The sequence below is a fragment of the Halomonas aestuarii genome (assembly GCF_001886615.1).
Classification (GTDB): Bacteria; Pseudomonadota; Gammaproteobacteria; order Pseudomonadales; family Halomonadaceae; genus Halomonas; species Halomonas aestuarii.
This window is the reverse complement of record NZ_CP018139.1, coordinates 716998-741723: the sequence shown is the minus strand read 5'-3', so window position 1 is coordinate 741723 and position 24726 is coordinate 716998. Positions and strand designations below refer to the sequence as shown.

General features: G+C 69.1%; 21 protein-coding genes. 17 read left to right on the top strand and 4 right to left on the bottom strand.

What is annotated here, in order from left to right; all coding sequences use genetic code 11:
- Positions 1 to 70 precede the first annotated feature (70 nt).
- The gene (locus tag BOX17_RS03375; protein ID WP_071942058.1) at positions 71 to 880 is read left to right on the top strand and encodes a methyltransferase domain-containing protein; all 810 of its coding nucleotides are present in this window, start codon (positions 71 to 73) and stop codon (positions 878 to 880) included.
- Positions 877 to 1905 (top strand): class I SAM-dependent methyltransferase, encoded by a 1029-nt coding sequence (locus BOX17_RS03370; RefSeq protein ID WP_071942057.1) that lies wholly within the window; start codon positions 877 to 879, stop codon positions 1903 to 1905. The genes BOX17_RS03375 and BOX17_RS03370 overlap by 4 nt, the downstream gene beginning before the upstream one ends.
- 11 nt (positions 1906 to 1916) lie before the next feature.
- On the opposite strand, the gene greB is transcribed toward BOX17_RS03370, so the two are convergent.
- Positions 1917 to 2456 (bottom strand): transcription elongation factor GreB, encoded by a 540-nt coding sequence (greB, locus tag BOX17_RS03365; protein ID WP_083582055.1) that lies wholly within the window; start codon positions 2454 to 2456, stop codon positions 1917 to 1919.
- Positions 2457 to 2605: 149 nt separating this feature from the next.
- Here greB and BOX17_RS03360 point away from each other — a divergent pair, with 149 nt between their 5' ends.
- The 8 genes from BOX17_RS03360 (at position 2606) to BOX17_RS03325 (ending at position 10814) form a co-directional block, all read left to right on the top strand.
- Positions 2606 to 3253: a TRAP transporter TatT component family protein gene (locus tag BOX17_RS03360; RefSeq protein ID WP_071942056.1), complete on the top strand. Its 648-nt coding sequence runs from the start codon at positions 2606 to 2608 to the stop codon at positions 3251 to 3253.
- A gap of 79 nt (positions 3254 to 3332) precedes the next feature.
- Positions 3333 to 3983: an NUDIX domain-containing protein gene (locus BOX17_RS03355; protein ID WP_083582054.1), complete on the top strand. Its 651-nt coding sequence runs from the start codon at positions 3333 to 3335 to the stop codon at positions 3981 to 3983.
- 1 nt (position 3984) lies between these two features.
- On the top strand, positions 3985 to 4431 hold the full coding sequence (locus BOX17_RS03350) for a DUF1249 domain-containing protein (RefSeq protein WP_071942055.1): 447 nt from the start codon (positions 3985 to 3987) through the stop codon (positions 4429 to 4431).
- Between the two features lie 100 nt (positions 4432 to 4531).
- Positions 4532 to 5266: a phosphodiesterase gene (locus BOX17_RS03345; protein WP_071942054.1), complete on the top strand. Its 735-nt coding sequence runs from the start codon at positions 4532 to 4534 to the stop codon at positions 5264 to 5266.
- Between the two features lie 122 nt (positions 5267 to 5388).
- Entirely contained in the window at positions 5389 to 6360 is a 972-nt protein-coding gene (cysD, locus tag BOX17_RS03340) for a sulfate adenylyltransferase subunit CysD (protein ID WP_125925514.1), read from the top strand.
- On the top strand, positions 6360 to 7787 hold the full coding sequence (gene cysN / locus BOX17_RS03335; RefSeq protein WP_071942053.1) for a sulfate adenylyltransferase subunit CysN: 1428 nt from the start codon (positions 6360 to 6362) through the stop codon (positions 7785 to 7787). The genes cysD and cysN overlap by 1 nt, the downstream gene beginning before the upstream one ends.
- A gap of 185 nt (positions 7788 to 7972) precedes the next feature.
- A complete protein-coding gene (locus BOX17_RS03330) occupies positions 7973 to 10048 on the top strand; it encodes an LTA synthase family protein (RefSeq protein ID WP_083582053.1) in 2076 nt (691 codons plus the stop codon).
- Between the two features lie 91 nt (positions 10049 to 10139).
- A complete protein-coding gene (locus tag BOX17_RS03325; protein ID WP_071942051.1) occupies positions 10140 to 10814 on the top strand; it encodes a zinc metallopeptidase in 675 nt (224 codons plus the stop codon).
- A gap of 5 nt (positions 10815 to 10819) precedes the next feature.
- Here BOX17_RS03325 and cmoB read toward each other — a convergent pair whose 3' ends face one another.
- Positions 10820 to 11812 carry a tRNA 5-methoxyuridine(34)/uridine 5-oxyacetic acid(34) synthase CmoB gene (cmoB, locus tag BOX17_RS03320; protein WP_071942050.1) on the bottom strand — a complete coding sequence of 331 codons (993 nt, stop codon included), beginning with the start codon at positions 11810 to 11812 and terminating at the stop codon, positions 10820 to 10822.
- 1 nt (position 11813) lies between these two features.
- Positions 11814 to 12557 carry a carboxy-S-adenosyl-L-methionine synthase CmoA gene (cmoA, locus tag BOX17_RS03315; protein WP_071942049.1) on the bottom strand — a complete coding sequence of 248 codons (744 nt, stop codon included), beginning with the start codon at positions 12555 to 12557 and terminating at the stop codon, positions 11814 to 11816.
- Between the two features lie 86 nt (positions 12558 to 12643).
- On the opposite strand from cmoA, the gene pgi reads away from it, so the two are divergent.
- The 7 genes from pgi to leuA all read left to right on the top strand — a co-directional run bounded on the left by pgi (position 12644) and on the right by leuA (position 23499).
- Positions 12644 to 14323, top strand: coding sequence for a glucose-6-phosphate isomerase (gene pgi, locus BOX17_RS03310; RefSeq protein ID WP_071942048.1), 1680 nt, complete (start codon positions 12644 to 12646; stop codon positions 14321 to 14323).
- A 31-nt stretch (positions 14324 to 14354) separates the two neighbouring features.
- On the top strand, positions 14355 to 15038 hold the full coding sequence (locus BOX17_RS03305; protein ID WP_083582052.1) for a YqiA/YcfP family alpha/beta fold hydrolase: 684 nt from the start codon (positions 14355 to 14357) through the stop codon (positions 15036 to 15038).
- Between the two features lie 3 nt (positions 15039 to 15041).
- Positions 15042 to 16922 carry a DNA topoisomerase IV subunit B gene (parE, locus tag BOX17_RS03300; protein WP_071942047.1) on the top strand — a complete coding sequence of 627 codons (1881 nt, stop codon included), beginning with the start codon at positions 15042 to 15044 and terminating at the stop codon, positions 16920 to 16922.
- Between the two features lie 170 nt (positions 16923 to 17092).
- Positions 17093 to 19345: a DNA topoisomerase IV subunit A gene (parC, locus tag BOX17_RS03295; RefSeq protein ID WP_071942046.1), complete on the top strand. Its 2253-nt coding sequence runs from the start codon at positions 17093 to 17095 to the stop codon at positions 19343 to 19345.
- Between the two features lies 1 nt (position 19346).
- Positions 19347 to 20576: a phosphoserine phosphatase SerB gene (gene serB, locus BOX17_RS03290; protein WP_071942045.1), complete on the top strand. Its 1230-nt coding sequence runs from the start codon at positions 19347 to 19349 to the stop codon at positions 20574 to 20576.
- Complete coding sequence (locus tag BOX17_RS03285) at positions 20573 to 21430, top strand: ion transporter (RefSeq protein WP_071942044.1); 858 nt, start codon at positions 20573 to 20575, stop codon at positions 21428 to 21430. The genes serB and BOX17_RS03285 overlap by 4 nt, the downstream gene beginning before the upstream one ends.
- Before the next feature lie 362 nt (positions 21431 to 21792).
- Positions 21793 to 23499: a 2-isopropylmalate synthase gene (leuA, locus tag BOX17_RS03280; RefSeq protein WP_071942043.1), complete on the top strand. Its 1707-nt coding sequence runs from the start codon at positions 21793 to 21795 to the stop codon at positions 23497 to 23499.
- A 122-nt stretch (positions 23500 to 23621) separates the two neighbouring features.
- On the opposite strand, the gene epmB is transcribed toward leuA, so the two are convergent.
- Positions 23622 to 24659, bottom strand: a complete 1038-nt coding sequence (gene epmB, locus BOX17_RS03275) for an EF-P beta-lysylation protein EpmB (RefSeq protein ID WP_083582051.1) — start codon at positions 24657 to 24659, stop codon at positions 23622 to 23624.
- Positions 24660 to 24726: the final 67 nt, after the last annotated feature.

The window sequence follows — 24726 nt, the reverse complement described above, 5'->3', positions numbered from 1 at the left end:
ATGCCCCGGTCCATGAGTCCGGCGCGATTCCCGGGTAGAATGCGCGGCAAATTCGCTTCCGGTGGCCGCCATGTCCGACTCCGCATCCCCCCTCTCGCCGGTCGGTGATCGTCACTTCGATGGCCTGGCCGAAAAGTTCGCCGCGAGCCTCTACGGCGGGGCCCGCGGCGAGCTGCGCCTGGCGCTGCTCGACCGTCTGCTGCCCGAGATGCTGGACCTTCGTGAACAGCCGCTGCTCGACGTCGGTGCCGGGCTCGGCCAGCTGGCCGGCTGGTTCGCCCGGCGAGGCCATGCCGTGACCCTGACCGAACCCTCCGCCGAGATGCTCGCGCGGGCCCGCCAGCACCTGGAGGGCCAGGACTTGCGCTTTCTCCAGGCCCCGCTTCAGGACCTCCCCGAACTGGCACCCGGGCCCTGGCCGCTGGTCGCCTGCCATGCGGTGCTGGAGTGGCTGGCGGACCCTCGCTCCGCTCTGGCTATGCTGGCCGGCCTGCTGGCGCCGGGCGGTCAGCTCTCGCTGATGGTCTTCAATCGCGACGCCCTCAGGCTCTCCAACGTGGTCAAGGGCAACCTGGAGAAGGCCCTGGCGGACCGGCTCGAGGGCAAGGGACTTCGCAAGCGGTTGACGCCGATCTCGCCGCTGACCCACGGGCAGGTGGAGGCCTGGAGCGCCGAGAATGGCCTGGTGATCCACGAGGTGGCGGGCATCCGGGTGTTCTCCGACTACCTGCGCCGTCCCCCGGAGAGCGAGGCCGACCGGGAGCGCCTGCTGGCGCTGGAACGGCGCTACTGCCGGGTCGACCCCCACTGGCGGCTGGGCCGCTACCTGCTCTATACCCTGGAGCGCCCGATCCATCCCCCCGAGGAGGCCACCCCATGAGTGCCGAGACCCCCGTCTGCCAACTGCTGGAGCGCCAGGCGTTCGACTATCGCGGCTGGCTCTGGGTCGCCCCGCCCCGGGACGCCTGGCTGGAGGCGGGGCAGGGGCACCTGCTCTCCGCCGACCAGGCGGTGCTCTCGGCCTGTCGGGCCCGGGGACTGTCGGCGAACTCGCCCTTCGAGGCCGTCGAGCCGGCGCCCCCGGGCGCGGTGCTGTTCTGGCCCAAGAGCCACGCCCTGGGCGAATGGTGGCTGCTGTGGCTCTGTGCCCACCTGCCGCCGGGCACCCCGCTGCAGCTGGTGGGCGAGAACCAGGGAGGCATCAAGCGGGTCCTCAAGGTCCTGGCGGCCCTGGGGCTGGGTTGTCGCAAGGTGGACAGCGCCCGGCGCTGCGGCCTCTATGCGACCCGCCTGGCCCGGGTGGGGCTCGACCCCGACGAGGCCTGGACGAGCTTCGAGGCCGAGGGCCTGCGGCTGGTCAGCCATCCCGGCGTGTTCGGCCACGGCAAGCTCGACGACGGCACCCGGCTGCTGCTGGGTCAGCTGTCCGGGGCGCTGGGGGAGGGGCCTGACGAGATGCGAGGCGATATGCTCGGCGATGTTCTCGATATGGGCTGCGGCGACGGCATCCTGGCCGCCTGGCTGGCGCGGCGCGGGGCGCGGGTCACGGCGGTGGACGTCAACGGTTTCGCGGTGGAGGCGACCCGGCGGACGCTGGAGGCCAACGGGCTGGCCGGCGAGACGCTGGCGAGCGACGTCTACTCGGCCCTCGGCGAGCGGCGCTTCGATGCCATCATCAGCAACCCGCCCTTCCATCAGGAACGGGCCATCGACTACGGCCCGGCGGGGCGGCTGATCCGCGAGGCGCCTGAGCACCTGAAGCCTGGCGGCCAGCTGCTCCTGGTGGCCAACGCCTTCCTGCCCTATCCGGACCTGCTCACCCGGGCCTTCGGCGGCTTCGAGACCCTGGCCGACGACCGGCGCTTCCGGGTCTATCGGGCCGTCAGGGACGGCTCGAGGGCCTGATCAGGGTGTGATCAGGCTTGGGGGTCGCGATAGGCGATGTCGGTGATGAGGTAGGTGGTCTCGCCCCCCGGGGCGGCGACGACCGCCTCGTCGTCCAGCGACTTGCCGAGCAGGGCCTTCGCCAGGGGGGCGTCCACGCTGATCCAGTGCTTGCCGGTGTCGGTCTCGTCGTGGCCGACGATGCGGATCGCCAGTTCCTCGCCCCCCTCGTCCTCCAGGGTGACGAAGGCGCCGAAGTAGACCCGCTCGGTATCCGCCGGGAGCCGGTCCACCACCGTCAGCTCGTCGAGGCGCTTGGTGAGGTAGCGGATGCGGGCGATGACCCGGTTGAGCTCCTTCTTGTTGTAGGTGTAGTCGGCGTTCTCGCTGCGATCGCCCAGGGCCGCCGCCTCGCCCACCTTGGTGGAGAGGGCGGGGCGCTTGACCCGCGAGAGGTGGTCGAGGATGCCGCGCAGCCGCTCGGCCCCCTCGGCGGTGATCAGGTTGCTCTTGGGTTCCTGGCGCGGGTCCTTGGCGGGGTCGCGCCAGCGCGTCATGTTGCGGCCTTTCATCCGTCGCGTCCTCCTGCCGTCGAGAGACGCAAGATACGCCATCGTCTCCCCGGGCGCCAAGCCGGCCGAGCGTTCCCTGGCGAATCATTCAAACGTTCGTTACATTGCGGGGTGTCCGTCGATCGCCACCCTCGGCAAGGAGCCCCGCCATGAATCATCGCCCGTCGTTCGCCGCCGTCCTCTGTCTGGCGCTGGTTGCCGCCCCGCTGGCCCAGGCCCTGGCCCAGGCCCCGGCATGGGAAGACGAGCTCTTCTCCCTGCGCCATCGCTGGGAACACGTCACCACCGAGGTGGCGCCGGAGCGCCGCGAGGCGGCGCTCGAGTCGCTGGCGGAGGAGAGCGCGCGTCTCGCCGAGTCCCATCCGCGGCAGAGCCGGGTGCTGGTCTGGCGGGGCATCATCCTCGCCTCCCATGCCCGCGAGGCGGGGGGGCTCGCGGCACTGGGCTCGGCCAAGGAGGCGCGCCGGCTGCTGGAGCGTGCCGTCGAGCTCGACCCCGAGGGCAACAACGGCTCCGCCTGGGTGACCCTGGGGGCGCTCTACGACAGGGCGCCGGGCTGGCCGGTGGCCTTCGGCGATGCCGAGACTGCCGACAGGATGTTCCAGCGTGCCCTGGCGATTCGCCCGCAGGGCATCGACGTCAACTACTACTATGCCGCCTTCCTCGAGGACGAGGGCCGCCAAGGCGAGGCGCGCGAGCATGCCCGCCGCGCCATGGAGGGCCAGGCCCGGGAGGCACGACGGGCCTCCGACGAGGCCCTGCGTGAGGAGGCCAAGGCGCTTCTCGAGGAGCTCTGAGACGCGTCGGAGGACTCGGCGGTTGGCATTCCCGTGCCGGGTCCCGATAATGGGGCCTTTGTGCGATCGGGAGACCGGCATGAGCGATACTCGCCCGCCTGAAGACGATCATGACCTCACCCTGAGGGCGCCCTTCACGGCCGCCGACGTGGCGCTGGAGGAGCGGCGCTGCCTGCACGAGGGGTTCTTTCGCCTGGAGGAGTTCCATCTGCGCCATCGCCTCTTCGAGGGCGGCTGGAGCGGCCGGATGGTGCGCGAGGTGCATCATCGCCACGATGCGGTGGGCGTGCTGCTCTACGACGTGGAGCGCGATGCCGTGGTGCTGATCGAACAGTTCCGGGCCGGGGCCCTCGACGACCCCGACTCCCCCTGGAAGCTCGAGGTGGTGGCCGGGCTGGTCGAGCGCGGCGAGAGCCTCGCCGAGGTGGCCCGCCGCGAGGCCATGGAGGAGGCCGGCTGCGAGGTGGGCGAGCTGATCGAGCTGCACACCTACTACCCGAGCCCCGGGGCCTGCGACGAGCGGGTCACCCTGTTCTGTGGCCTGGTCGACAGCCGCGGCCTCGGCGGGGTGCACGGGCTGGACGCGGAGCACGAGGATATCCGCGTTCATGTGCTACCGTTCATTCGGGCCTGGGAACTCCTGGAGGCCGGACGACTCGACAATGCCATGTGCCTGATCGCCTTCCACTGGCTGGCCGGTGAGCGTGCATCGTTGCGAGCAAGGAGGTAGCGTGCCGAGAAACGCCTATGTCACCGACCTGAAGACCCTGCAGGGCGAATGCACGGCCAACTTCATCCGTCTCAGCCGGCTGCTGGGCGACCTGGACGTGGGCGAGACCCGCGAGGTCGCGCTGGTCAACCATGGCCGCCGCCTGGGCGCGCTGCGCCTCAAGCTCCAGGAGCGTGCTCCCTACACCAGCATCGTGCGCGTCTCCCAGCGCGGGGTGCTCGACGACGTGATCGATACGCCTCGCATGCGCGTGCACCTCTACCACGACGTGCGCATGGCGGAGGTCACCGACTTCCAGCGTCAGCGCCACTTCCACGGCCGCTACCGCTATCCCAACGCCCGCATGCACCAGCCCGACGAGAAGCTGCAGCTCAACCGGTTCCTCGGCGAGTGGCTGGAGCATGGCCTGGCCCACGGGCACTCCCTCGACCTGCCCGAACTGCCGTGAAGACGCTGTCGTGAAGGCGGCCTGGTGATGGCATGTTCCTGAATCCCTGGCCAGACGTGTCCCGTATCGAACACGCTGCTCCGACGAGAGTGCGGCCCTGATGCGCCTGGCCCAGCTCACCGACTGTCACCTGCTGGCCGACCCCGCGGCACGCGGACGGATCGGTGTGCCGCTGCGCCAGCTGGAGGCCGTGGTGGCGGCGGTCAATCGCCAGCGACCGGATCGGGTGGTGGTCACCGGGGATATCAGCCAGGACGAGACGGCGACCTCCTACCGGCTGGCCGAGCGGGTCCTGTCGCGGCTCGATGCCCCCTGGTGCTGGTTGCCGGGCAACCACGACCGGACGGACCGGATGGCCGACTGCCGCCCGCTGCCCGAGGCGCTGGACCTGGGTGACTGGCGGGCGCTGCTGCTGGATACCCACGTGAGCGGTCGGGAGGGTGGTGAGCTCGGGGCCGAGCGACGCTCGGCCCTGGATGCCTCGCTCGATGGCGACCCCCGTCCGACGCTCCTGATGATGCACCATCCGCCCCTGCCCGTCGGCGCCGCCTGGCTCGACGCGATCGGCCTGGCCGATGCCGAGGCCTTCTGGCGTGTCGTCGCGCCCCATGGCCAGATCAGGGGCGTGTTCTTCGGCCATGTCCACCAGGCCTTCCGGGGCGTCCAGGCCCTGGCCGACCGCGAGATCCCGCTCTACGGCTGTCCCGCCACCAGCGACCAGTTCCTGCCCGACTCCCCGACCTTCGCCCTCGACGAGGCCTCGCGGCCCGGCTATCGCCTCATCGATCTGGGAGAGGGCGAGTTCGAGACCTGGGTGGAACGCCTCGATCCCTGACGGCCATATAGAGATAATAAGCATAAAAAGATAGTTATTGATTCTTTTGGGTTATTATCGACCCGACGTTACCCTGTGTCGCATGTTCTCTCCCGCCCAACGTCATGCGAGGTAGCCGGGCCATGAGCAGTCTTTCCGCACCGTCACGCGAGAGCGCCGTAGAGGCCGCCGCCGGCGACCTGACGCCCTCGCGCCAGCGACTCACCCATCTGCAGCAGCTCGAGGCCGAGTCGATCCACATCATCCGCGAGGTGGTGGCGGAGTTCGCCAACCCGGTGATGCTCTACTCCATCGGCAAGGACTCCTCGGTGATGCTGCACCTGGCGCGCAAGGCCTTCTATCCCGGCCCGCCGCCGTTCCCGCTGATGCACGTCAACACCACCTGGAAGTTCCGCGAGATGATCGAGTTCCGCGACCGCATGGCGGCGGAATCCGGCATGGAGCTGATCGAGCACATCAACGAGGAGGGGCGCGCCGCCGGCATCAATCCCTTCGACCACGGCTCAAGCGGCTACACCGACGTGATGAAGACCGCGTCCCTCAAGCAGGCCCTGGACAAGTACGGCTTCGATGCCGCCTTCGGCGGGGCGCGCCGCGACGAGGAGGCCAGCCGCGCCAAGGAGCGTGTGTTCTCCTTCCGCGATCGCCATCACCGCTGGGATCCCAAGAACCAGCGCCCGGAGCTCTGGAACCTCTACAACGCCCGGGTCAACAAGGGTGAGTCGATCCGCGCCTTCCCGCTCTCCAACTGGACCGAGCTGGACATCTGGCAGTACATCCACCTCGAGGGGATTCCCATCGTGCCACTCTACTACGCCGCCCCGCGCCCGGTGGTCGAGCGCGACGGCATGCAGATCATGGTCGACGACGACCGCCTGCCCCTCAAGGAGGGCGAGGTGCCCGAGGAGAAGTGGGTGCGCTTCCGCACGCTCGGCTGCTACCCGCTGACCGGCGCCGTGGAGTCCCGTGCGGACACCCTGCCCGAGATCATCCAGGAGATGCTGCTCACCCGGACCAGCGAGCGCAGCGGCCGCGCCATCGACCATGACCAGGCCGGCTCCATGGAGAAGAAGAAGCGCGAGGGCTATTTCTGATGTCACACCAGTCCAACCTCATCGCCGACAACATCGAGCAGTACCTGCACGAGCACGAGAACAAGGACCTGCTGCGCTTCATCACCTGCGGCAGCGTCGACGACGGCAAGTCGACCCTCATCGGACGCCTGCTGCACGATTCCAAGATGATCTTCGACGACCAGCTGGCGGCGATCACCCAGGCCTCGAAGAAGAGCGGCACCACCGGCGAGGCGGTGGACCTGGCGCTGCTGGTCGATGGCCTGCAGTCCGAGCGGGAGCAGGGCATCACCATCGACGTGGCCTACCGCTTCTTCTCCACCGACAAGCGCAAGTTCATCATCGCGGACACGCCGGGGCACGAGCAGTACACCCGCAACATGGCCACCGGCGCCTCCACGGCGAGCCTGGCGATCATCCTGATCGATGCCCGTCACGGCGTGCAGACCCAGACCCGCCGGCACAGCTTCATCGCCGACCTGCTGGGCATCCAGCACCTGGTGATCGCGGTCAACAAGATGGACCTGGTCGGCTTCGACGAGGCCCGCTTCGAGGAGATCGTCGCCGAGTATCGTGAGTTCGCGGAGCAGCTCGATGCCCCCGACATCCACTTCGTGCCGCTCTCGGCGCTGGAGGGCGACAACGTCGTCAACCGCAGCGAGAAGACCCCGTGGTACGCCGGCCCGCCGCTGCTCGAGCTGCTGGAAGGGGTGGAGGTGAGCCGCGACCGGAACCTGACCGACCTGCGCCTGCCGGTGCAGTACGTCAACCGCCCGGACCTGGACTTCCGGGGCTACGCCGGCACCCTGGAGGCGGGGATCCTGCGCCCGGGCCAGGCCATCAAGGTGTTGCCCTCCGGCCGGACCTCCAGCGTGGCGCGGATCGTCACCTTCGACGGCGACCTGGAGGCCGCCTGGCCGGGCCAGGCGATCACCGTGACCCTCGAGGACGAGATCGACATCTCCCGCGGCGACTGGATCGTCGCCGAGGATGCCGAGGTCGCCCTGGCCGATGCCTTCGAGGCCGACATCGTCTGGATGCACGACGAGGCGCTGGCGCCCGGGCGCCAGGTCGACATCCGCCTGGCCGGGCGCTCCGTATCGGGCCAGGTCGGCGAGATCCTCCACCAGGTGGACGTCAACAGCCAGGCGCGCCATCCGGCCGAGCGCCTCGAGCTCAACGCCATCGCTCGCTGCCGGGTCGAGCTGACCGCCGAGCTGCCGCTGGACGACTATGGCACGAGTCCCGGCACCGGCAGCTTCATCGTCATCGACCGGCTCTCCAACGTCACGGTGGGCGCGGGGATGATCCGCGGCGTCGCCCGGTCGGACAGCCGCCCGGCGGGCGACGTGGACTGGGCCGGCTTCGAGCTGGAGCTCAACGCCCTGGTGCGCAAGTACTTCCCGCACTGGGAGGCCAGGGACGTGAGCGCGCTGCTGCGTCGCTGAGGCGAGGCCTTGCGCCGTTGACAGGCCCCGTCACCCCTGGGTGGCGGGGCCTTTCTCGTCCGCCTCGTCCGCTGGCCACCCGGGGAGGTCATGCCGGCCCGGGCCCTGTCGTGGAGGCCTCTGTGAATCGTCAGGCCTGGCGTGGGTCGGTATAGTACGCACCGCCCAACACGCGGTATTGACAGATGAGTGACGATGGAATGACGGCCTCGCGCTGGGAGCACTGGCGCGAGATCAATCGGCAGCTGTGGCGCCTGGGGCTCGCCGGTGTGGCGACGCTGACCCTGATGCGTGGCCTGCTGCTGTGGATGAACGCCCCGACGCCGCTGACGGCACCCGCCTCCGACCTGCTGCAGGCGTTCTGGATCGGGCTGCGCTTCGACGCCAAGGTCATGGCGATCCTGATGGGCCCCTGGCTGCTGGTGGCAACGCTGCTGCTGGCGCTGCCGAGGGTCGCCATCGCCGCCTGGCGTCGGCTGTGGCTGCCCTGGGCGCTGCTGTGCATGGTGCTGGTCAACCTGCTGTCGCTGGTCAACCACTTCTTCTTCAGCTTCTATCAGGGGCCGATCAACTCGCTGGTCTTCGGTCTGTTCGAGGACGATACCCAGGCCGTGCTCGATACGGTCTGGAGCGACTACCCGTTGCTGGGGCTGCTGGTGGCGCTGGTCGGCATGACCGGCGCCCAGCTGGCATGGATGCGTCTCGGGGGGCGTCGAGAGGGACGTCGTGCGCCGCGCCATCTGGGCTGGCCGCGGGCGAGCCTGCTGGTGGTGGCGACCCTGGTGGCGCTCATCGGCCTGGGGCGCGGCAGCCTGGGCACGTTCCCGCTGCGCGAGATGAACATGGCCGTCTCGGCCAATGCCTTCGTCAACGACCTGGTGCCCAGCGGGCCAGAGGCGTTCTATCTGGCCTGGAAGGAGCGCAAGCTTGCCAATATCGGTGACGACCCCGAGGCGGGGCTTGCGCACTACGGCTTTTCATCGCCGCTGGAGGCGGCCCGGGCGCTGGGCTGGACGGAGGTCGACAGCGCCGAGGAGGTGCTGGCGCGCCTGACTCAGACCACGCCTCGGCGGGCGGTGCTGGAAGCGGCGCCGCCCCATGTGGTGGTCAGCCTGATGGAGAGCTGGGGGCGTCGACCGCTGGATTTCGACGACCCCGAGCACAACGACTTGCTGGGCCGGCTGCGGCCCTGGCTCGAGGACAAGGCCGACTATTTCCCCCATACCCTGTCGTCCCAGAACGGCACCCATCCGAGCCTCGAGGGGTTGCTGCTGGATACGCCGATCAGCCCGCTGACCCAGAGCCGCTATGGCTATCGCACCTTCTCGACCTCGGTAGCGCTGCCCTACCGGCGAGCCGGCTATCGCACGGTGTTCCTCACCGCCGGTTCGGTACAGTGGCGCAACCTCGACGACTCCCTGCGGCGTCAGGGCTTCGATCGGGTGCTGGGGGCCAGCGCGATTCGCGAGCGCTTCCCCGAGGCCACCGGGGGCACCTGGGGGCTGGACGACGAGTGGATGTTCCGCACCGGCGCCGAGCTGCTTGAAGAGGCGGATGCCCGGGGCGAGAAGGTGATGCTGGTGATGCTCTCGATCACCAATCATCCGCCCTACCACATACCCGACGACTACCGCCCGGCGCCGCTGGACGTGTCGCGACTGGGCGAGGCGCTGGCGGTCTCGCCCGAGCTCGGTACCTCGATTCTCGAGACCTACCAGTACGCCAACGACGCCATGGGCGGCTTCCTGGATCGGCTCGAGTCCGAGGGACTGCTCGGGCATACGCTCTTTGCCGCGACCGGGGATCACAACACCCGCTCGATCATCCAGTACCCGGATGCCCATGACCTGTTCGATCAGTTCGGGGTGCCGCTCCTTGTGTGGCTGCCGCCGCGCTATCGCGAGGGGGCCGTGGCGCAGGTCGAGGATTGGACCAGTCACCGCGACATCTTTCCCACCCTGTGGGCGCATTCGCTCTCCGGTGCCGAGGTGCCCTGGGTCGGGCGCGATCTCTATGCACCGGTCGAGGCGCCGATGGCGCTGACCTTCAATAGCCAGGACGGCGGCGCGGGACTGATGGTCAGCGACGCGGGGTCCGCGACCCACCTGGCGCAGCCGACCTTATATGCCTGGCAGGCAGGGGGCGCGCTTGAGGCCACCGAGGCGCCTTCCGACGCCCTGCGCGAGCAGGCGCGTCGGGCCAGGGCGCGGCTGGCGCTGGAGGACTGGCGCATCCGCCGAGAGGCGCTGGCCGACGGCTGAGTCAGGCGTCTTCCCCGGCGGTTCCGGTGTCATGAAACCGGCTCTGTTAGGGTAGGTCCAATAACCTGACCCTGCCCCGGAGCCCGCCCCGATGATCGTCCTGGCAATCGCCTTGCTGCTGGCCCTCTTCCTGCTGCCCAACCTCTGGGCGAAGTGGGTGCTGGCGCGTCATGCCCGAGGGCGCGAGGACTATCCCGGCACCGGGGGCGAGCTGGCGGACCACCTGATCCGGCGGCTGGGCCTCGAGGGGGTCAGGGTGGAGATGACCGACCAGGGCGACCACTACGACCCCGAGGCGCGGCGGGTGAGGCTCTCCCGGGAACACTATGCGGGGCGCTCGCTCACGGCGGTGACGGTGGCGGCCCATGAGGTCGGCCACGCCATCCAGCACCATCAGGGCTATGCGCCGCTGCTGGCCCGGTCGAGGCTGGTGGCCGTGGCTCAGAAGGCCGAGAAGGTCGGGGCGCTGCTGATGATGGCCGCCCCCTTCCTGTTCGTCCTGACCCGCCTTCCCGGCGGCCTGGCCATCGTGGTGGCCGCCGCGGTGATCAGCTTCGGCACCGCGGCGCTGGTGCACCTGGTGACCCTGCCGGTGGAGTTCGATGCCAGCTTCCAGCGGGCGCTGCCGCTGCTCGAGGAGTACATCCCGGCCCGCGACATGCCCGGCGCCCGCCATGTGCTCACCGCCTGCGCCTTCACCTACGTGGCGGCGTCCCTGGCCAGCATCCTCAACCTGGGCCGCTGGCTGGTGATCCTGAGACGTTAGCGTCCCTATTCCGGCCGGTTGGCCATGACCACCGCGCGCCGTGGGGCGGGGTGACCCTCCCGGGTGCGGGTCGGGTCGTCGGGATCCAGGAAGTCGGCCAGCGACTGGAAGGTCATCCAGTCGGTGGCGCGCTGCTCGTCCGTGGTCGTCACCGCCTCGTCCACCACGCGCACGTTCTCCAGACCGCAGCGTTCGAGCCACTGGCAGAGCGCGGCGGAGGAGGGCAGGAAGTAGACGTTGGGCATGGCGGCGTAGCGCTCCCCGGGCAGCAGCACCGTGGTGGCGTTGCCCTCGACCACCAGGGTCTCCAGCACCAGCTCGCCGCCCGGTCGCAGGGCGTCCTTGAGCTGCTGCAGGTGCTCCAGCGGCGAGGGGCGGTGGTAGAGCACGCCCATGGAGAAGACCGTGTCGAAGAAGGCGAGCCGTTCGGGCACCTCCTCGATGCCCACCGGCAGGAAGTGGGTGCGGTGGCCGTCGGCGTCGCCGACGAAGTGGCGCATCGCCCGGAACTGCCAGAAGAAGCGCGGCGAGGGGTCGACTACCAGCACGAAGGCCGCCCCGGCGCCGGCCATGCGCCAGGCGTGATAGCCGTTGCCCCCACCCACATCCAGGATCCGCCGCCCGGTGAGCGGGGCCAGGTGCGGCGCCACCCTTTGCCACTTCCAGTCCGAGCGCCACTCGGTGTCGATGTGCACTCCGCCGAGGCAGTAGGGCCCCTTGCGCCAGGGCATGAGCTTGCGCAGCAGGTTCTCGGCCTGGCGCCGCTGGCTCTCGTCCAGCGCGGCCTCGACGCTGACGGTGTCGCGGTCCAGGCGCACGGTCCGTGCCCCGGGCAGCTCGGGCAGCTTGGCCACGGCCTTCTCCCAGGCGGGCAGGTCGCCGTAGCGCCGGCGGTCCAGCCCCCGGGCCAGCTGGTCGGGCAGCCGGGCCAGCCAGGCATCGAGGCCCTGGTCGAGGAAGGCACGGTAGAGGTCGCGGTGTTCAGGCGCGATCGGCATGTCAGGCGTCCTTGAAGGCGATCAGCGAGGCAAAGTTGAGGAACTGGAACCAGGTCTGAGAGCGGGAGAAGCCGGCCCGGGCCAGCCGCTCGTGATGGCCCTCCAGGGTGTCCGGCACCAGCACGTTCTCCAGCGCCGTGCGCTTCTGGCTGATCTCCATCTCGCTGTAGCCGTTGGCCCGCTTGAAGTCGTGGTAGCGCTCCACCAGCCAGGCGTTCTCCTGCTCGTCGGCGGCCTTGACCTTCTCCGAGAGCACCAGCACGCCGCCGGGTTCCAGCGCCTCGAAGAGGCGCGCGACCACCGCGTCGCGGTCCTCCGGGGCCAGGAACTGCAGGGTGAAGTTGAGCACGATCATGCCCGACGGCCGATAGTCGAGCCGGCGGATGTCCCCCTCGATCACTTCGACGGCGTGGGCCGGGCACTCGGCCGCCAGGGTCTCCCGGGCACGCGCGACCATGGCGGGGGAGAGGTCCACGCCCGTGTAGCGGAAGGCGTCCGGCGGCAGGGTCCCGGCCAGCGCCAGGCCGGCCGCGCCCAGCGAACAGCCCAGGTCATAGACGTGGGCGCCATGGCGCAGGTGGCGGGAGGCGATCAGGCCCAGCATGCCCAGTATCTGGCCGTACCCCGGCACCGAGCGACGTATCATGTCGGGAAAGCAGGCGACGACCTTCTCGTCGAACGAGAAGCGCGCCACCCGGTCCAGGGGTGTCGAAAAGATCGCGTCACGGTAAGATGCGTCACTCATGGAACAGGCCGGAAATCGTGGGAGAAGGGGCGCCATTCTACGCCTCGCCCACACCGGCTGCACGACAGGACGTCAAGGAGGAAACCATGACACAGCCCACTATCGACCAGCGGGGGGCCTGGAAGGCCCTGGCCGAGCACGCCGCCGGGATGCGTGCCGCCCACCTCAGCGAGCTCTTCGCCGGCGAGCCCGGCCGCCAGGCGGCCTTCACCCGAAAGGCGGCCGGCCTGACCCTGGACCTCTCCAAGCAGCGCTGGCGCGACGAGACCCTGGAACGGCTGCTGGATCTCGCCCTGGAGGCCGAGGTGCCCGAGGCCATTCGCGCCCTGCTCGCCGGCGAGCGGGTCAACCGCAGCGAGGATCGCCCGGCCCTGCATACCGCCCTGAGGCTGCCGAGGGATGCCAGCCTGGTGGTGGAAGGTGAGGACCTGGTGCCCTCGGTGCACGCCACGCTGGATCGCATGGCGACCATGGTCGAGCGCTTCCACGCGGGGCAGTGGCGGGGTGCCACCGGTCGCGCGATCCGCGATGTGGTCAACCTGGGCGTGGGCGGCTCCGACCTGGGACCGCTGATGGTGACCCACGCCCTGGCCGACTATCGGCCTGAAGGCGTGCATGCCATCGACGTGCACTTCGCCTCCACCATGGACGGTTCCCAGCTGGCCGACTACCTCTCCCGGCTCAACCCCGAGACCACGCTCTTCGTGCTCTCGTCGAAGTCCTTCACCACCATCGATACCCTCTCCAACGCCCGTACCGCCCGTGACTGGCTGATGGCCCGCCTGCTGGGCGAGGGGCGCGAGGAGGGCGTCGACGCCGAGTTGGTGATGCGTCAGCACTTCATCGGGATCTCCGCGAGCCTCGAGAAGATGAGCGAATGGGGCATCGCCGAGGCCCACCAGCTGGAGTTCTGGGAGTGGGTCGGGGGGCGCTACTCCCTGTGGGGAGGCATCGGCCTGCCCATCGCCCTGGTGGTGGGCATGGCGAACTTCCGCGAGCTGCTCGCCGGTGCCCATGCCATGGATACCCACTTCCGCGAGGCCTCCCTCGAGGACAACCTGCCGGTGCTGCTGGGCCTGGCGGGGATCTGGAACGTCAACTTCCTCGACGTTCGGGCCCATTCGATCCTGCCCTACGATGGTCGCCTCGAGTACTTCGCCGCCTATCTCGAGCAGCTGGAGATGGAATCCAACGGCAAGTCGGTGACCAACGAGGGCCAGGCCGTGGACTACTCCACCTGCCCGGTGCTCTGGGGGCAGCTCGGCCCCAATGCCCAGCATGCCTTCTACCAGCTGCTTCACCAGGGCACCCAGGCCGTGGAGTGCGACTTCATTGCCCCCCTGGTGCGCTACGACGATGTGGAGGATCCGGCCACTCGGGATCACCTGATGGGTCAGCATCGCCTGACGCTCGCCAACTGCTTCGCCCAGTCGCGGTTACTGATGCTCGGCGACGATGCCATCGAGGATGACGGCCCGCGCCCAGGGCACAAGCGCTATCGCGGCAACCAGCCCTCCAGCACCCTGCTGCTCGACCGGCTCACGCCGGCGACCCTGGGGGCGCTGATCGCCCTCTACGAGCACAAGGTGTTCGTCCAGGCGACCATCTGGGACATCAATCCCTTCGACCAGTGGGGCGTGGAGCTGGGCAAGAAGATCGCCGGCGAGACCCAGCGAATCCTCGAGCATCAGGCGGACATCGCGGGCATGGACGACTCCACCCGGGGCCTGATCGAGGCCGTCTGGGCCGCGGAACGCGGCACTTGATGAGACTGGCTGTTTGTACAGGGGTTGCGGTATGCTGAGTGCCGCCCCGAGGATGCCGGCGGCCAGCGGGGTGCTCTACCTGCATGGTTTCAACAGCGGCAGCGGTTCGCCCAAGGCGGGTCTGGTGCGTGACGCCTGCAAGCGGCTTGGCCTGCCCTGCGCGACGCCGCAGCTGCCCCACCGGCCGCATGCCGCCTTGAGGCATGCCGAGTCGTGGCTCGCGGCGCTAGGGCCGTCCCCCCTGGTGGCGGGCAGCTCCATGGGGGGGTTCCTGGCCACCCTGATCGCCGAGCGTCACGGCCTGCCGGGGGTGCTGATCAATCCGGCGGTGGCGCCGGCGGAACTGGTGGCGGACTGGGTCGGCGAGCGCTTCGACAACGCCTACACCGGCGAGCGATTCGCCATCGAGGAAACGCATCTCGAGGAGCTCGAGGCGTTGACCCCCGAGCGGGTCACGCCCGGGCGCTACCTGCTGCTGCTGGGCACGGCCGACGAGACCCTGGATCCCCGGCGGGCCTTCGACCTCTACCGGGGCGCCAGGATCATCCTGCATCCGCAGGGGGATCATGGCTTCTCGGCCTTGGCGGCGTACCTGCCGGCGATCCTCGCCCATGGCGGCCACCACCTGCCGCCAGGCGGAGCCGCCGGCCAGGCCCCCGGCATCGAGGGCGCCGGCATCCCGGGCGAAACGAACGATCGCAACCACTTTGGGTGATGCATGACGCAATACAGTGCCAGCTCCATCGAGGTCCTCTCCGGCCTCGAGCCGGTGCGCAAGCGCCCCGGCATGTATACCGATACCTCGCGGCCCAACCACCTGGTCCAGGAGGTCATCGACAACAGCGTCGATGAGGCGCTGGCCGGTCATGCCGGGGAGATCACCGTCCGGCTGTTCGAGGATGGCGGCGTCGAGGTGAGCGATGACGGCCGTGGCATGCCCATCGACATCCACCCCGAGCACGGCGTCTCCGGGGTCGAGCTCATCATGACCCGGCTGCATGCCGGCGGTAAGTTCTCCCAGTCGAGCTATCGCTTCTCCGGCGGCCTGCACGGCGTCGGGGTGTCGGTGGTCAACGCCCTGTCCAAGCGCCTGGAGATCGAGGTGCTGCGCGACGGCAACCGCCACGGCATGGCCTTCGAGCATGGCGACAAGGCTTCCCCCCTGCAGGTGATCGGCAGCGCGCCCAAGCGGGCCCGCGGCACGGTGGTGCGGTTCTGGCCCGAGGAGAGCTACTTCGACAGCCCCAAGCTCTCGCTCTCCCGCCTCAAGCACCTGATGCGCGCCAAGGCGGTGCTCTGCTCGGGGCTCAAGGTCACCCTGGTCGAGCCCGACGGCAACGAGAGCGTCTGGCAGTACGCCGATGGCCTTCGCGACTACCTGGCCCAGGCCACCGACGGCTACGAGGTGTTGCCGGCCTCGCCCTTCATCGGCCACTTCGCCGACGACGAGCACGGCGTGGACTGGGCGATCCAGTGGCTCCCCGAAGGGGGCGAGCCGCTGCTGGAGAGCTACGTCAACCTGATCCCCACCCCCCAGGGCGGTACCCACGTCAACGGCCTGCGGGCCGGGCTGCTGGATGCCCTGCGCGAGTTCTGCGAGTACAGAAGCCTCCTGCCGCGGGGCGTCAAGCTCACCGCCGAGGACCTCTGGGAGCGGGTCGCCTACGTGCTCTCGGTGAAGATGCTCGATCCTCAGTTCGCCGGCCAGACCAAGGAGCGGCTCTCGTCGCGCACTGTGGCGGGCTTCGTCTCCGGGGTGGTGAAGGATGCCTTCTCGCTGTGGCTCAACCACCACGTCGACCAGGCCGAGGCCCTGGCGGAGCTGGTCATCAGCGCCGCCCAGCGCCGCCAGAAGAGCTCGAAGAAGGTGGCGCGCAAGAAGGTCACCTCCGGGCCGGCACTGCCCGGCAAGCTGGCCGACTGCTCGGGTCAGGACCCGGCCGGCAGCGAGCTCTTCCTGGTGGAGGGGGACAGCGCCGGGGGCAGCGCCAAGCAGGCTCGCAACCGCGAGAGCCAGGCGATCCTGCCGTTGCGCGGCAAGATCCTCAACACCTGGGAGGTGGAGTCCCACGACATCTACGGCTCCCAGGAGGTGCACGACATCGCCGTGGCCGTGGGCATGGACCCGGGCAGCGATGACCTCTCCAAGCTGCGCTATCACAAGATCTGCATCCTCGCCGATGCCGACTCCGACGGGCTGCACATCGCCACGCTGCTCTGTGCGCTCTTCGTGCGACACTTCCCGGCGCTGGTCGATGCCGGCCACGTCTTCGTGGCCATGCCGCCGCTCTACCGCATCGACCTGGGCAAGGAGGTGCACTACGCCCTGGACGAGAGCGAGAAGGCGGCCATCCTGCGCAAGCTCGAGGGCAAGCGTGGCACGGTGAACGTGCAACGCTTCAAGGGCCTGGGCGAGATGAGCCCGCTGCAGCTGCGCGAGACCACCATGGCGGTCGAGACCCGCCGCCTGGTCCAGCTCACCCGGGAGGTCGGCGACGGCACCATGGAGATGATGGACATGCTGCTGGCCAAGAAACGCTCCTCCGATCGCAAGAGCTGGCTCGAGGACTACGGCAACCTGGCGGACATCGAGGTATAGCGCCGAGGCGAGCGGCGCCGGGGACAGGCCGAGGAGGAGGTCCTTTGCCAGGGAAGGAAAAGGTAGCGCCCAGGGAAGGGTCCACAGCGCCTCCTCGCAGGGCTGTCGCCGGATCAGCCGCGAAGTAAACTAGCCAACGATTTCTGGACCCCAGACCTAGGGCATAGCGAATGACCATGGATATCCAGGTGGCGGAGGGCGACGTCGAACGTCTCTCGCTTCGCGAATACACCGAGAAGGCGTACCTCGACTACTCGATGTACGTCATCCTCGACCGGGCCCTGCCCCACATCGGCGACGGCATGAAGCCGGTGCAGCGGCGCATCGTCTACGCCATGCGCGAGCTGGCGCTGTCGGCCAGTGCCAAGTACAAGAAGTCGGCGCGCACCGTCGGCGACGTGCTGGGCAAGTTCCATCCCCACGGCGACAGCGCCTGCTACGAGGCCATGGTGCTGATGGCCCAGCCGTTCAGCTACCGCTACCCGCTGGTCGACGGCCAGGGCAACTGGGGCAGCCCCGACGATCCCAAGTCCTTCGCGGCCATGCGCTATACCGAGGCGCGGCTGTCGAAGTTCGCCGAGGTGCTGCTCGCCGAGCTCGGCCAGGGCACCGTGGACTGGACGCCCAACTTCGACGGCACCATGAACGAGCCGGTGGTGCTGCCGGCACGCCTGCCCCATGTGCTGCTCAACGGCGGCACCGGCATCGCCGTGGGCATGGCCACCGACATCCCGCCCCACAACGTGGGCGAGGTGGTCGAGGCCACCTGCCACCTGCTGCGCCACCCCGAGGCCACCACGGCGGACCTGCTCGAGCGTCTGCCGGCCCCTGACTTCCCCACCGAGGCGGAGATCATCACGCCCCGCGCCGACCTGCGAAAGCTCTACGAGAGCGGGCGCGGCTCGGTGAAGCTGCGCGGGCGCTACGTGCGCGAGGAGGGCAACGTGGTGGTCACCGCGCTGCCCTACCAGGTCAGCGGCGCCAAGGTGCTCGAGCAGATCGCCGCCCAGATGCAGGCCAAGAAGCTGCCCATGGTGGCGGACCTGCGCGACGAGTCGACCCACGAGGAGCCGACCCGGCTGGTGATCGAGCCGCGCTCCAACCGGGTCGACGTCGAGGCGCTGATGGCGCACCTCTTCGCCACCACCGACCTCGAGAAGAACATTCGCGTCAACATGAACGTGATCGGCCTGGACGGCCGGCCACGGGTCATGCCGCTGCCGGACCTGCTCGGCGAGTGGCTGCGCTTCCGACGCGCTACGGTGCGCCGGCGCCTCGAGCACCGCCTGGGCAAGGTCGAGGACCGCCTGCACATCCTCGAGGGCCTGCTGGCCGCCTACCTCAACATCGATGAGGTGATCCGCATCATCCGCGAGGAGGACGAGCCCAAGGCCGCGCTGATGGCGGCCTTCGGCCTGAGCGACCGCCAGGCCGAGGCGATCCTCGAGCTGCGCCTGCGCCACCTCGCCAAGCTCGAGGAGATGAAGATCCGCGGCGAGCAGGACGAGCTGGAAGCCGAGCGGGCGCGGCTCCAGGAATTGCTCGGCAACGAGGCCAGGCTCACCGACCTGATCGAGGAGGAGCTCCGCGAGGCCGGCCAGGCCCACGGCGACGAGCGTCGCTCGCCGCTGGTCGAGCGCGAGGAGGCACGGGCACTCTCCGAGGTGGAGCTGGTCGGCGCCGACCCCGTCACCGTGGTGCTCTCCGAGAAGGGCTGGATCCGCAGCGCCAAGGGCCACGAGATCGACCCCGCCGGGCTCTCCTACAAGGCCGGCGACCGCTTCCACCTCGCCGCCCGGGGCAAGACCAACCAGCCGCTGGTGCTGCTGGACGACACCGGGCGCACCTACACCCTGTCGGCCCACAACCTGCCCAGCGCCCGCGGCCAGGGCGAGCCGGTCACCGGGCGGGTCAACGTGGTGGCCGGGGCCCACATGGCGGGCCTGATGCTGGCACCGCCGGAGACCCGCTTCCTGCTCGCCACGGACGGCGGCTATGGCTTCATCGCCCGGCTCGAGGAGCTCACCGGCAAGAACAAGTCCGGCAAGGCGATCCTCAGCGTGCCCAAGGGCTGCAACGTGCTGCCGCCGCTGGAGGTGCCGGCCGGCGAGGGCGCCAGCGTAGCGGCGATCTCCAACGAGGGGCGGCTGCTGGTCTTCCCCCTAGAGGCGCTGCCCGAGATGGCCAAGGGCAAGGGCAACAAGATGATCGACATCCCCGGCGCCCGGGCTGCCCGCCGCGAGGAGTTCCTGCGCGACCTGGTGGTGGTGCCGTCCGGTGCGGCCCTGGTGGTGCATGCCGGCAAGCGCAAGCTGACCCTCAAGGCGGCCGATCTGGACTATTACCGTGGCGAGCGTGGCCGGCGGGGCAGCAAGCTGCCCCGGGGGCTGCAGAAGGTCGACCGCCTGGACGTGGACGAGTGACATGACGAGACGACTGCTGATCCGTGCCACCGGCGTGGCGCGCCCCGGCCAGCTGGCCGGCCTGGGCAAGGCCCTGGCCGGCAGCGGCGCCCGCCTGCTGGACATCAACCAGAGCGTGACCTTCGGCATCCTGTCGTTGGAGGCGCTGGTGGGGCTCGCCCATGAGAGCGATCTCGAGGGCGCGCTCGCCCGGGTCGGCGATACCCTGGGGCTCGACATCCAGGCGATCCAGGTCAGTGCCGCGGACTACCAGCGCTGGAGTGCCGTGGCCAGCCAGCCCCGACTGATCCTGACCCTGCTGGCGCCGCACCTGCCGGCCGGGATCCTGGCCGAGGTGGGGGCGCTCACCGCCGAGCACGGCCTGACCGTGGAGCTGATCCATCGCCTCTCCGGCCGCGAGCCCCTGGACGGCGGCGTGCCCGGCGAGCATGACGCCATCCAGGGCGCCTGCGTGGAGTGCTGGCTCAGGGGCGAGGAGGTCGACCTCGACGCCCTGCGCGAGAAGGCCCTGGCGCTGGGGGCCATGCACGGGGTGGATATCGCCCTGCAGGAGGACTCCATCTGGCGTCGCCATCGCCGCCTGGTCTGCTTCGACATGGATTCCACCCTCATCCAGACCGAGGTGATCGACGAGCTGGCCCGGCGCCACGGCGTGGGGGACGAGGTGGCCGCCGTCACCGAGCGGGCCATGCGTGGCGAGCTGGACTTCCAGCAGAGCTTCCGCGAGCGAATGGCGAAGCTCCGCGGGCTCGACGAGTCGGTGCTCGCCGAGATCGCCGAGGAGCTGCCGCTGATGGACGGCCTCGAGCGGCTGATGCGCCACCTCAAGCGCCTGGGTTATCGCACTGCGATCCTCTCCGGCGGCTTCACCTACTTCGCCCGCCACCTGCAGGAGCGGCTCGGCTTTGACGAGGTGCATGCCAACGAGCTGATCATCGAGCAGGGCAAGGTCACCGGCGAGGTGCGCGAGCCGATCCTCGACGCCGATCGCAAGGCCGAGTTGCTCCACGAGATCGCCGCCCGCGAGGGCCTTTCCATGGAGCAGACCATCGCCGTCGGCGATGGCGCCAACGACCTCAAGATGCTCGCCGCCGCCGGGCTCGGCATCGCCTTCCGGGCCAAGCCGCTGGTGCGGGCCCAGGCGAGGCAGTCGATCTCCACCCTGGGGCTCGATGCGGTGCTCTACCTGATCGGCTATCGCCAGGGCGACCTGGAGGAGCCGCCGCGGTGAGCACGACCTTCGAGACCTGGCGGGGCCACTTCGAGCGGCTGCGGGCCCACAAGGCCTTCGAGCTGACCGTCATCACCATCATCGTCCTCTCGGCGCTGCTGATCGGCGCCAAGACCTACGAGGAGACTGGCCGCTTCCATCAGTGGCTGCTGGTGATGGACGTGGCGGTGACGGTGTTCTTCCTGGTGGAGATCCTCATCCGCATCGCCGCGGAGAAGCGACTGCGCGACTTCTTCCGCCAGGGCTGGAACATCTTCGACTTCCTGATCGTGACCGCCAGCCTGATCCCCCTGGACGACTCGGAGATGGTGCTGCTGGCCCGCCTGCTGCGGATCTTCCGGGTGCTGCGTCTGGTGTCGATGATCCCGGAGCTTCGCGTGCTGATGGCGGCGCTGGTCAAGTCGATCCCGCGGATGGGCTACGTGGCGCTGCTGATGTTCATCATCTTCTACATCTACGCGGCGCTCGGCAGCTTCCTGTTCGCCGAGGTCGACGAGGGGCTGTGGGGCAACATCTCGATCTCCATGCTGACGCTGTTCCGGATCGCGACCTTCGAGGACTGGACGGACGTGATGTACGCCACCATGGAGCTGCATGCCTGGAGCTGGATCTACTACCTGACCTTCATCTTCCTGACCGCCTTCATCTTCCTCAACATGATGATCGGCATCGTGCTCGACGTGATGCAGAAGGAGAGCGTGCAGATGGAGATCGAGAGCGGGGAGGGCGAGGCCGCGGAGCTGCACGGGCTGCGCCACGACGTCCGGTCGCTGCGCGACCAGCTCGATCGCATGGAGGTGGCCCTGGGGACTCGGCCAGGCGCTGCCGGTGTTGACAGGCGCGACGAAGACTGATCTTCTAGTGTCATGAACACGACATCGCGCCACCTCGTTCTCGACCTACGACTACCCCTAGCCCGCCGCTGAGCGCGACGGGCGATGCCGCCTGCATCGCCGTCGCCTCGCCCGCCGCTAGAGAGCACGTCCCGGTCGAAACGAGGTTGCAGCATGTCCACCACCCGCAGTATCCGCGCCATGAACATTGCCGTTGTTGCCATCGTCCCCGGGTGCCGCCAGGCATCCATCAAGGTCGTGTGCGATGACGCCTGTCTCCTCGACGCCCCGTCCGCCCCTGGCCGACGGGGCGTCGCTGTTTCTGATGTACCGTCTTGACGAATCGTTTCCGAACGCCGCCGCTCACCTGGGAGAACGCCACCATGATGCTCGACAACCCCGCTACCAAGTACCGCCCCTTCGTGGCCGTCGACCTGCCCGACCGCCAGTGGCCCAGCCGCCGCATCGAGACGCCGCCCCAGTGGTGCGCCGTCGACCTGCGCGACGGCAACCAGGCGCTGATCGATCCCATGGACCAGGAGCGCAAGCAGCGCCTCTTCGACCTGCTGGTGAAGATCGGCTTCAAGCAGATCGAGGTGGGCTTCCCCTCGGCCTCCCAGACCGACTTCGACTTCGTGCGCTCGCTGATCGAGGAGGACAAGGTGCCGGATGACGTTCGGATCCAGGTGCTCACCCAGGCCCGCCCGCACCTGATCGATCGCACCTTCGAGGCGCTGAAGGGCGCGAAGAACGCCATCGTTCACGTCTACAACGCCACCGACCCGGTGTTCCGCCGCGTGGTGTTCAACGTCGACAAGCCCGAGTGCATCCAGATCGCCGTGGACGCCACTACCCTGATCCGCGAGCACATGACGGCGGCGCCGGAGACCCACTGGACCTTCCAGTACTCCCCGGAACTCTTCTCCACCACCGAGATGGACTTCGCCGTGGAGATCGTCGACGCCGTGGAGGCGGCCTTCGGCGCCACCGCCGAGTCGCCGATGATCGTCAACCTGCCGGCCACCGTGGAGTGCGCGACGCCCAACAACTACGCCGACCAGGTGGAGTGGTTCTGCCGGCATATCCGCCATCGCGACCACCTGATCGTCAGCGTGCACCCGCATAACGACCGCGGCACCGGCGTGGCCGCCGCCGAGCTCGCCGTGATGGGCGGTGCCGACCGGGTCGAGGGCTGCCTGTTCGGCAACGGCGAGCGCACCGGCAACGTCGACCTCGTCACCCTGGCCATGAACCTCTACACCCAGGGCGTGCACCCGGGGCTCGACTTCTCCAACATCACGCCGATCATGCGCGAAGTGGAGTACTGCAACCAGCTGCCGGTGCATCCGCGCCACCCCTACGTGGGCGACCTGGTGTTCACCGCCTTCTCCGGCTCCCACCAGGACGCCATCAAGAAGGGCATGGCCGCGCGCCGCGAGGCCGAGAACGACTTCTGGGAGGTGCCTTACCTGCCCATCGACCCGCTGGACGTCGGCCGCAGCTACGAGGCGGTGATCCGCGTCAACAGCCAGTCCGGCAAGGGTGGCATCTCCTACCTGCTCGAGCAGGAGCACGGCATCGAGCTGCCGCGCCGGCTCTCCATCGAATTCAGCCAGGTGGTGCAGGAAGTCGCCGACCGGCTGGGCAAGGAAATCACCTCGCAGATGATCTACCAGGCCTTCGTCGACGAATACCTGGACCAGCACGAGCCCTTCGCCCTGATCAGCCACCGCATGTCCTCGGAGCCGGACAGCCCGACCGTGAGCCTCGAAGCGACCATCGAGGAATACGGCAAGCGGCGCACCATCCAGGGCCAGGGCAACGGCCCGCTGGCCGCCTTCATCAAGGCGCTGGCCGCCGAGGGCCACGATGTGGAGATCATTGACTACCACGAGCACTCCCGGGGCCAGGGCGCCGACGCCGAGGCGATCGCCTACGTTGAAGTGCGCGTCGGCGGCGAGGCGGTATTCGGCGTCGGCACCGACGAGAGCATCACCAGCGCCTCCATCAAGGGCGTGATGAGCGCCATCAACCGCAAGCTCTCCACCGAGGCGCCGGCGCCCAACGTCACCGCCGACACGCTGGCCTGACAGTACCGAGCGACAAGCGAACCCCGAAGGTCTCGACCTTCGGGGTTCGTTGTTGCTGGAGTGGGGCGAATCCTTTGGCCGCTTGGCCGCTTGGCCGCTTGGCCGCTTGGCCGCTTGGCCGCTTACAGCGGCGTCTTGCTGGCCTCGCCGGGCACCTCCCTGACCAGTCGCGGCATCAGGAAGCCCGGCAGCCTCTCGCGAAGGCCCTCGACCAGCGCGCGGGCCTCGTCGTCGCCCACGTCGAAGTGCGCGGCGCCGGCCACCGGGTCGAGCACGTGGAGGTAGTAGGGCAGGATGCCCGCCTCGAACAGGCGCTCGGAGAGCGTGGCGAGGGTGTCGGCATCGTCGTTGACGCCTTGCAGCAGCACGCTCTGGTTGAGCAGGGTCACGCCCGCCGCCTTGAGCCTCTCGCAGGCCCCCACCACCGCGTCATCGATCTCGTTGGCATGGTTGATGTGCAGCACCATCACCTTCTGCAGCCGGGTGGCGGATAGCCAGCCGAGCAGGGCCTCGTCGATGCGGTTGGGAATCACCACCGGCAGCCGCGTGTGAAGGCGCAGGCGCTTGATGTGCGGGATCGCCTCGAGCCGCTCGACCAGCCAGCCCAGCTGGCGGTCGCTGGCGGCCAGGGGGTCGCCGCCGGAGAGGATGGCCTCATGGATCGTGGTGTCTCGGCGGATGTGCTCGAGGCTTTCGTCCCACTGCGCCCGCGAGGGCGCGTTCTCCTCGTAGGGGAAGTGCCGGCGAAAGCAGTAGCGGCAGTTCACCGCGCAGGCCGGGCTCGCGATCAGCAGCACCCGGCCGGCGTACTTGTGGATCAGTCCCGGGGCCGGGGTGTGCTCGGCCTCGGCCAGGGGGTCGGCCACGTAGCCGGGCGTGGGCAGGGCCTCTTCGCCCAGCGGAAGCACCTGGCGCAGCAGGGGGTCCGCCGGGTCGCCGGGGCGGATGCGCGACAGGTAGGCCTCGGGAACCCGCACCTCGAAGAGGGCGTGGCCGGCTTCGGCCCCGTCCTGCCAGGCCTCGTCGAGGCCCAGGCGGCGGCACAGCTCGAGGGGATCGCGGATCGCCCCGGCCAGCTGGGTCTGCCAGCGAGCCTGCACGGGCAGGGGCTTCGTCTCCGGGTCGGGGCGCTGCAAAAGGGCGCTGCTTCGGGTTATCATGCGGCACACCAGTCAATGCGAACGGGGGCCTGCCCCCCGTGACACTTCATCTGCTTGTGCGCGCCGC

Coding starts and splice junctions, on each gene's coding strand:
- BOX17_RS03360 (WP_071942056.1), top strand. CDS start 2,606: ATGAATCATCGCCCGTCGTTCGCCGCCGTCCTCTGTCTGGCGCTGGTT.
- BOX17_RS03345 (WP_071942054.1), top strand. CDS start 4,532: ATGCGCCTGGCCCAGCTCACCGACTGTCACCTGCTGGCCGACCCCGCG.
- parE (WP_071942047.1), top strand. CDS start 15,042: ATGACGCAATACAGTGCCAGCTCCATCGAGGTCCTCTCCGGCCTCGAG.
- BOX17_RS03325 (WP_071942051.1), top strand. CDS start 10,140: ATGATCGTCCTGGCAATCGCCTTGCTGCTGGCCCTCTTCCTGCTGCCC.
- BOX17_RS03355 (WP_083582054.1), top strand. CDS start 3,333: ATGAGCGATACTCGCCCGCCTGAAGACGATCATGACCTCACCCTGAGG.
- BOX17_RS03375 (WP_071942058.1), top strand. CDS start 71: ATGTCCGACTCCGCATCCCCCCTCTCGCCGGTCGGTGATCGTCACTTC.
- cysN (WP_071942053.1), top strand. CDS start 6,360: ATGTCACACCAGTCCAACCTCATCGCCGACAACATCGAGCAGTACCTG.
- leuA (WP_071942043.1), top strand. CDS start 21,793: ATGATGCTCGACAACCCCGCTACCAAGTACCGCCCCTTCGTGGCCGTC.
- serB (WP_071942045.1), top strand. CDS start 19,347: ATGACGAGACGACTGCTGATCCGTGCCACCGGCGTGGCGCGCCCCGGC.
- epmB (WP_083582051.1), bottom strand. CDS start 24,659: ATGATAACCCGAAGCAGCGCCCTTTTGCAGCGCCCCGACCCGGAGACG.
- BOX17_RS03370 (WP_071942057.1), top strand. CDS start 877: ATGAGTGCCGAGACCCCCGTCTGCCAACTGCTGGAGCGCCAGGCGTTC.
- cmoB (WP_071942050.1), bottom strand. CDS start 11,812: ATGCCGATCGCGCCTGAACACCGCGACCTCTACCGTGCCTTCCTCGAC.
- BOX17_RS03330 (WP_083582053.1), top strand. CDS start 7,973: ATGAGTGACGATGGAATGACGGCCTCGCGCTGGGAGCACTGGCGCGAG.
- parC (WP_071942046.1), top strand. CDS start 17,093: ATGACCATGGATATCCAGGTGGCGGAGGGCGACGTCGAACGTCTCTCG.
- greB (WP_083582055.1), bottom strand. CDS start 2,456: ATGAAAGGCCGCAACATGACGCGCTGGCGCGACCCCGCCAAGGACCCG.
- pgi (WP_071942048.1), top strand. CDS start 12,644: ATGACACAGCCCACTATCGACCAGCGGGGGGCCTGGAAGGCCCTGGCC.
- BOX17_RS03305 (WP_083582052.1), top strand. CDS start 14,355: ATGCTGAGTGCCGCCCCGAGGATGCCGGCGGCCAGCGGGGTGCTCTAC.
- cysD (WP_125925514.1), top strand. CDS start 5,389: ATGAGCAGTCTTTCCGCACCGTCACGCGAGAGCGCCGTAGAGGCCGCC.
- cmoA (WP_071942049.1), bottom strand. CDS start 12,557: ATGAGTGACGCATCTTACCGTGACGCGATCTTTTCGACACCCCTGGAC.